We start from the raw sequence: 829 nt of genomic DNA on the forward strand, positions 1-829 counted from the left end.
GCATATGTAGAGGTAGGTAATGCCTATCTAAATCAGGGAGTGAATTTTGTGAAAATAAAAAGGATATTGATGGTTTGCTTTGTGGTAGTTTTTACAATTTTTATATTAGCTATATGTAATTTTGATTTTGGGTTTGATAAAGTAAATAAGAATAATTCTAATATAGATAGTGCTAAATCAAAACAGAGTGAGTCTAAAAATGTACCGACTTTAGCAGAAAAGGATAAATCAAATAGTAAAAGTAAGAATAAAGAAGATGAGACAGAAGATGATTTATATGTAAGAAAAACTGTTGGAGTATTATTAGATACTGAAAACTTAAATAATGAATCATATAATAATAATGTACTATCAGCCTTAAAAAGGGCTGACGAAGATTTTGATTAAAAAATAGCTACGCACACTCGTGACTTTAGTCATGAGTTAGTAGCTAAAATAGTCAGCATATAGGGAAACCTATATGTAGAGATAGGATAGAACCTATCCAATACTACTTGAATTGCTAAAAACCCCTAAAGCTAACCAAACTAAAACATAAGGATGAAATAAACCTAAGTGTGAAAGTTACGAAAGTAGAAAAAATTGGTTAGATGGTATACGGTTAAATCCTAAGTACGTTACAACGGACATTAAGCATGTAAGCTCCGAATAGTAGAAACTTCAACGAGTATTCCTATAGAGGGAAGTAAAATACAATCTAATGGTAGTGGAAGTGGGTAGACCTTAACGGATAATGCCTAAGGAAAAGATATAGTCTGTGCTTACATGAAAGTGTAAGAAGTTCATAAGAGAACTGCATAGGTAGTAGCGAACTTATGTGAACGAGAAC

General features: G+C 31.6%; 1 pseudogene. It reads left to right on the forward strand.

The annotated features are described in order from the left end of the window. Positions 1-387 (forward strand): annotated as a pseudogene (locus K0039_RS20080) (BMP family ABC transporter substrate-binding protein); the annotation flags it as partial. Between the last annotated feature and the right edge of the window lie 442 nt (positions 388-829).

Source organism: Terrisporobacter mayombei (assembly GCF_020748465.1).
Taxonomy (GTDB): Bacteria; Bacillota; Clostridia; order Peptostreptococcales; family Peptostreptococcaceae; genus Terrisporobacter; species Terrisporobacter mayombei.